A 5,452-nucleotide genomic window follows, 5' to 3' on the forward strand; every position below is an offset into this window, starting at 1 on the left:
TAGGTATGGTCCATGAGATTGTGCCCCAATTCTCCACTGTCATTTCCCAAGCCATTGGGAAATCGATTGGAAGTAGAATTTAACAAAATCTGAGTTGAGCTCAAAGCGGATGCATTACAGAAAATTACCTTGGCGTAATACTCCATTACCTCACTTGTCTCAGCATCTATAATCCTAACGCCTGTTGCTTTCCCTTTTTCCTCATCATAAATAATGGACTGTACGATAGAAAAAGGTCTAATGGTCAAGTTGCCAGTGGCATTTGCTGCTGGTAAGGTTACTGCATTACTGCTAAAATAAGCACCATAAGGGCAACCTCGGTCACATCGGTTGCGGTATTGACATTTTCCCCTCCCATTTAATGGTACCGTAAGATGAGCCGCTCTTCCTATGATCAGGTGTCTGCCCGGAAACTCCTTTTCAATCCGGCTTTTAACATGCTTTTCTACACAATTGAGTTCCATTGGCGGTAGGAAATGGCTGTCAGGCAAGTGGGGCAAACCCAATGGCTCTCCACTGATTCCTGCAAACTTTTCAACATAAGTGTACCATGGAGCAATATCCCTGTATCTAATGGGCCAGTCCACTCCATAACCATCTTTGGCATTGGCCTCAAAATCCAAGTCAGACCACCGGTAACATTGCTTTCCCCAAAGAATAGATCTGCCCCCCATCTGATGGGCACGGACCCACATAAAAGGCTTTACTTCCGTATAAGGATTTTCCAGGTCATTGGCATGAAAATGTTCATTCGCCTCTCCAATAAAACCAGACCTGCCTCCTTTATAATGCTTTTCTTGAAACTCCGGTGGCAAGGAACCTCTATATTCCATATCCCATGGGTCCAAGGACATGGTAGGATAATCCTTGACATGCTCCACCAACCTTCCCCTTTCCAAGACCAAGGTTTTTAAGCCCTTTTCACAAAGCTCTTTGGCTGCCCAGCCTCCGCTGATACCGGAACCTATGACTATGGCATCATAAGTCATGTTTTGTTTTGCATCAATATTAAAATTGGCCATATTTTTTTAATTTGAACAATCAATATAATGAAATATGGCTTTAGTAAACAAAACCCAAAAGCTAATTTTACCTTCTGCAACCTAAAAAGGAAGCCAGAGATTTCGCATTAAAAAAAACACCAAATACGATGACAGGGATTATCACTGAAGAAAGGCGCCAATTTTTAACAAAATTAGGTACAGGAATAGTTGGAGCTGCATTGATACCAAGAACTATTTCCTATGGACAGAACCTTGCCGGAAGACAATACCTGACAGTTAAGGAGGTCATTGATATTATCATTGAGGATATTCCAGGTGCACCTTTCGAGCGTACAGTTGATCAATTGCGGTCCGGTACTATGGAGCAAAAGGTTACCGGAATTGTCTGTACCATGTTCCCTACCATTAGCGTTATAGAACAAGCGGTACAAATCGGGGCAAATATGATTGTGGCACATGAGACCTTGTACTACAATCACCAGGATGAGACCGATTGGCTCGAAGAAGATGAAGTTTTTCAGTACAAAAAAGCATTGATTGAGAAACATCAAATTGCCATTTGGCGCTTTCACGATTATTGGCACAGAAGAAAGCCAGATGGCATCGCAGAAGGAAATTTGAGAAAACTGGGTTGGGAAAATTACTACAATCCCTTAACTCCCAGGCTACTTAAATTACCTGAGCCAAAACCCCTAAAAGTTTTACTCGCACATATCAAAAAACAATTTGGTATTTCCATGGTACGCCTGGTTGGAGATCTGTCACAGCCCTGCCAAAGCATTTATCTGGCTTTTGGGGCCATTGACAGCAAAATGATCATCGCCGCCATACAGGAATACCAACCTGATCTGATATTATCCGGAGAAACCAGAGAATGGGAAACTGTAGAGCGGGTGAGAGATGGACTGCTATTGGGTAAAAATACTGCCCTGATGGTACTTGGTCATGAACTCAGCGAAGCAGCAGGAATGGCCTTTGCAGCGGAGTGGATACAAAAAAAAATACCTTCCACAGCTGTCAGTTATATCGCCTCCGAAGATCCTTTCCAATTTGTCTGAGGAATCTGGAATGAAGCCTTGATGATATAATGAAACCATTTTTTATGATTTTGCATTAAAGAACCAAGAGAATAAAAAAAACCAAACCTATGGAACAACCCGATTTTAATTTAGAGGAAGTCAATAAAATTATCCGTGGCCGAAGGTCCATGTTTGTAGCACAATTCAAAGAAAATGATCCGGTAGACGATATCATCATTGAGGAAATTTTGGAGAATGCCAATTGGGCACCTACACATAAACTTACCGAACCATGGAGGTTTACTGTCTTTTCAGGAGATGGATTGAAAAAATTTGCCGAATTTCAAGCAAACCTATACAAAGAAAGGGCTACCAAAAATGGTAATTTTATAGAAGCCACCTACAAGAAACTCAGTGAGAACCCGCTCAAGGCATCCCATATTATTGCGATACAATTGAAAAGGGATCTGAAAACTAATCTTCCTGTAATGGAAGAAATCGCTGCTGTCGCAATGGCTGTGCAAAACATGTACCTCACTGCCTCTGCACATGGTTTGGCTGCCTACTGGGGAACGGGCGGACCCACTTTTTGGCCAGAAGCCAAAATTTGGTTTGGATTAGAAGAAGAAGATATGCTCATGGGATTTTTTTATGTGGCTAAACCGGCATCTGAAAGGTGGCCAATGGGAAAAAGAAAGCCTATTGGAGAAAAAGTTATCTGGGTGAAGTAAATTAGGACCAAATCAAAAAGTCTATGTCTTTCAGGTATTTTATTGTTTATAAGCCATATGGGATCTTGAGCCAGTTCAGTGGTGAAAAAGACACCCTCAAAGAATTGGGGAGCTTCCCAAAAGAGGTTTACCCTGTTGGGAGACTTGATAAAGACAGTGAAGGACTTCTTTTGATTACCGATGACAAGGCTTTGAATAATTACCTTTTGCATCCCATTTTTGGACATAAACGCAGTTATTTTGTGCAGGTAGAGGGCAAACCTGATCAAGCAGCCCTGCATAGACTGGAAAGCGGTGTAGAAATCAATGTGGACGGTAAAATCTACAGGACGAAAAAGGGATTTGCCAAACTCTGTGAAAAGGAACCGGAATTACCGGAAAGAATCCCACCGATAAGATTCAGAAAATCAGTCCCTGATTCCTGGATATCTCTTTCCTTAATTGAGGGCAAAAATAGACAGGTCCGGAAAATGACTGCATCTGTAGGCCTCCCTACCCTAAGGCTAGTGAGGTGGTCTATGGAAAATCTAAGCATTGAAGGTTTTCATGTAGGAGAAGTCAGGGAAATGACTTTGGAAGAGGTTTACGATCTGCTGAATGTCACGGAAAGGAAAATCCAGAATACCAAACGACAAGGTTCAGCTGCTTCAAGACCGCATTCTTCAATAAGAAAAAAGCGTTAATTTGTTAAAAAACCTTACCGTTTGTAAAGTAGCAATTCGGGAAATTGGCATAAAGATCTTTTTCTCCTAATTTAGGCGGCTAGCAATTAAGTACCTTGCACAAAAGGTATTCCTTTAGATACAATTTTAATAAAGATATTTCATGCATCAGGAAAAGATCCAACAGGTAATTGATGAAGTCAAGAAAGTAGTGGTAGGCCAGGATCGCATGGTCAACCGATTATTAGTAGGCCTTTTTACCAACGGACATATATTATTGGAAGGGGTACCAGGATTGGCTAAAACCCTTACCGTCAACACTTTGGCCAAGGTTTTACATCTCGATTTTAGAAGGATTCAATTTACCCCTGACCTTTTGCCCTCAGACCTGATTGGAACTATGATTTACAACCAGCAAGAAGCTAATTTTGAGGTAAAAAAAGGTCCCATTTTTGCCAATATTATCTTGGCAGATGAAGTGAACCGTTCTCCTGCGAAGGTACAGTCTGCTCTTTTGGAGGCCATGCAGGAAAAACAAGTTACCATTGGGGAAACTACCTTTCAATTGGACAAGCCCTTTTTGGTACTGGCCACACAAAACCCGGTCGACCAAGAGGGAACCTACCCATTGCCAGAAGCCCAGGTGGACCGATTTATGATGAAGGTTCATATTGATTATCCATCCAAAGAAGACGAGATGGAGGTCATGCGAAGAATGGCTAATATGCAGTTTACCTCAGAAGTCAATGCCGTTCTGTCTAAAGAAGACATTTTCGAAATCAGGTCTGCCATTAACGAAGTGAAAATTGCCGAACCTTTGGAGAATTATATCATAGAACTGGTATTTGCAACGAGGTTTCCTGAGAAATATGGACTAAAAGAGGAGGCCAAATACATACAGTTTGGCGTATCACCAAGAGCAAGTATCAATTTGAACCTTGCTTCAAGGGCGATGGCATATATGGAAGGCAGGGATTATGTACTTCCTGAAGACATCAAGGCAGTGGCGGAAGATGTACTCAACCACCGGATCATTTTGAATTACGAGGCCGAAGCAGACAATGTAAGTACGAGGGACTTGGTCCGTATCTTTTTGGATAAAATACCAATTAACAAAACCGTAACATTGAAATAACCCAAATAATACAAATTTGACCCTTTTTGGTTTTTGAAACTGTTCATTGACCTATAACGGCCATTGCAATATTAAAAAATTGTAATGGCCGCTTCATTTTTTAAGCAACAGGATAATGAATTCATAATTTTTCATACCCTCTCAATTAACATTAAGTGTTGAATTTTGTGCAGATAAAATTTGCTGCTGTACAAAATCAACCTTTATGAAATTGAAACTCTTATTTACTTTCCTCGCCTTGATCATGGTGAGTTTATCCTGGGCCCAATCAGGAAGTATCCGCGGAGTAGTAAGCGATGCGAATACAGGGGAAACGATCATTGGCGCCAATGTCAGGATTGAAGGAACTACAATTGGCGTGGCCACAGGACTGGATGGAGATTTTGAAATCTCAAGAGTTGAACCAGGAACCTACACCATCATCGTATCATTTATTTCTTACAAAACCTTAAGGTTTGAAGGAACATTGGTAGTTGCGGAAAAAGCTACTGTTCTTAATGTGAATTTAGAAGAGGATTTGGGAGACTTGGGTGAAGTAGTTGTCGTAGCTTCTAGAGAAACGGGATCTAATATTGCCATTGTATCTGAAATTAGAAATTCGCTTCAGATAGTCAGTGGCATTTCATCCGAACAAATCCGCTTATCCCAGGATGGAAATGCTGCTCAAGTGATGAAGCGTGTGTCAGGTGTCAGCATTGTTGATAACAAATTTGTTCGGGTGCGTGGCGTTGATGACCGCTACAATGTAGTTATGATCAATAACTCCGTAGCTCCAACCACACAAATAGATAAAAGGACCTTTTCATTTGACCTGATTCCAAGCGACAACCTGGATAGAATGCTTATTTATAAGTCGGCTTCTCCTGAAGTACCAGGTGATTTCGCAGGAGGCATGATTAAA

6 protein-coding genes are annotated in these 5,452 nt (G+C 41.3%); 5 read left to right on the top strand and 1 reads right to left on the bottom strand.

Annotated elements, in window-relative coordinates:
- A partial coding sequence (locus QZT73_RS08810; protein WP_291787690.1) for a GMC family oxidoreductase occupies positions 1–1,022 on the bottom strand: 1,022 nt, incomplete at its 3' end.
- Positions 1,023–1,150: 128 nt separating this feature from the next.
- Here QZT73_RS08810 and QZT73_RS08815 point away from each other — a divergent pair.
- The 5 genes from QZT73_RS08815 to QZT73_RS08835 form a co-directional block, all read left to right on the top strand.
- Entirely contained in the window at positions 1,151–2,062 is a 912-nt protein-coding gene (locus QZT73_RS08815) for a Nif3-like dinuclear metal center hexameric protein (protein ID WP_291787691.1), read from the top strand.
- Between the two features lie 89 nt (positions 2,063–2,151).
- The gene (locus QZT73_RS08820) at positions 2,152–2,754 is read left to right on the top strand and encodes a nitroreductase (protein ID WP_291777952.1); all 603 of its coding nucleotides are present in this window, start codon (positions 2,152–2,154) and stop codon (positions 2,752–2,754) included.
- A 23-nt stretch (positions 2,755–2,777) separates the two neighbouring features.
- Complete coding sequence (locus QZT73_RS08825; protein ID WP_291787692.1) at positions 2,778–3,437, top strand: pseudouridine synthase; 660 nt, start codon at positions 2,778–2,780, stop codon at positions 3,435–3,437.
- A gap of 142 nt (positions 3,438–3,579) precedes the next feature.
- Positions 3,580–4,551 (top strand): MoxR family ATPase, encoded by a 972-nt coding sequence (locus QZT73_RS08830; RefSeq protein WP_291777946.1) that lies wholly within the window; start codon positions 3,580–3,582, stop codon positions 4,549–4,551.
- A gap of 205 nt (positions 4,552–4,756) precedes the next feature.
- On the top strand, positions 4,757–5,452 hold a 696-nt coding region (locus QZT73_RS08835), incomplete at its 3' end, for a TonB-dependent receptor (RefSeq protein ID WP_291787694.1).

It is taken from the genome of Cecembia sp. (assembly GCF_007126775.1).
Lineage (GTDB): Bacteria > Bacteroidota > Bacteroidia > Cytophagales > Cyclobacteriaceae > Cecembia.

What these genes read in the sequence shown, in the direction of transcription:
- QZT73_RS08815 (WP_291787691.1), top strand. Translation starts at nt 1,151, where the DNA reads ATGACAGGGATTATCACTGAAGAAAGGCGCCAATTTTTAACAAAATTA.
- QZT73_RS08830 (WP_291777946.1), top strand. Translation starts at nt 3,580, where the DNA reads ATGCATCAGGAAAAGATCCAACAGGTAATTGATGAAGTCAAGAAAGTA.
- QZT73_RS08825 (WP_291787692.1), top strand. Translation starts at nt 2,778, where the DNA reads ATGTCTTTCAGGTATTTTATTGTTTATAAGCCATATGGGATCTTGAGC.
- QZT73_RS08820 (WP_291777952.1), top strand. Translation starts at nt 2,152, where the DNA reads ATGGAACAACCCGATTTTAATTTAGAGGAAGTCAATAAAATTATCCGT.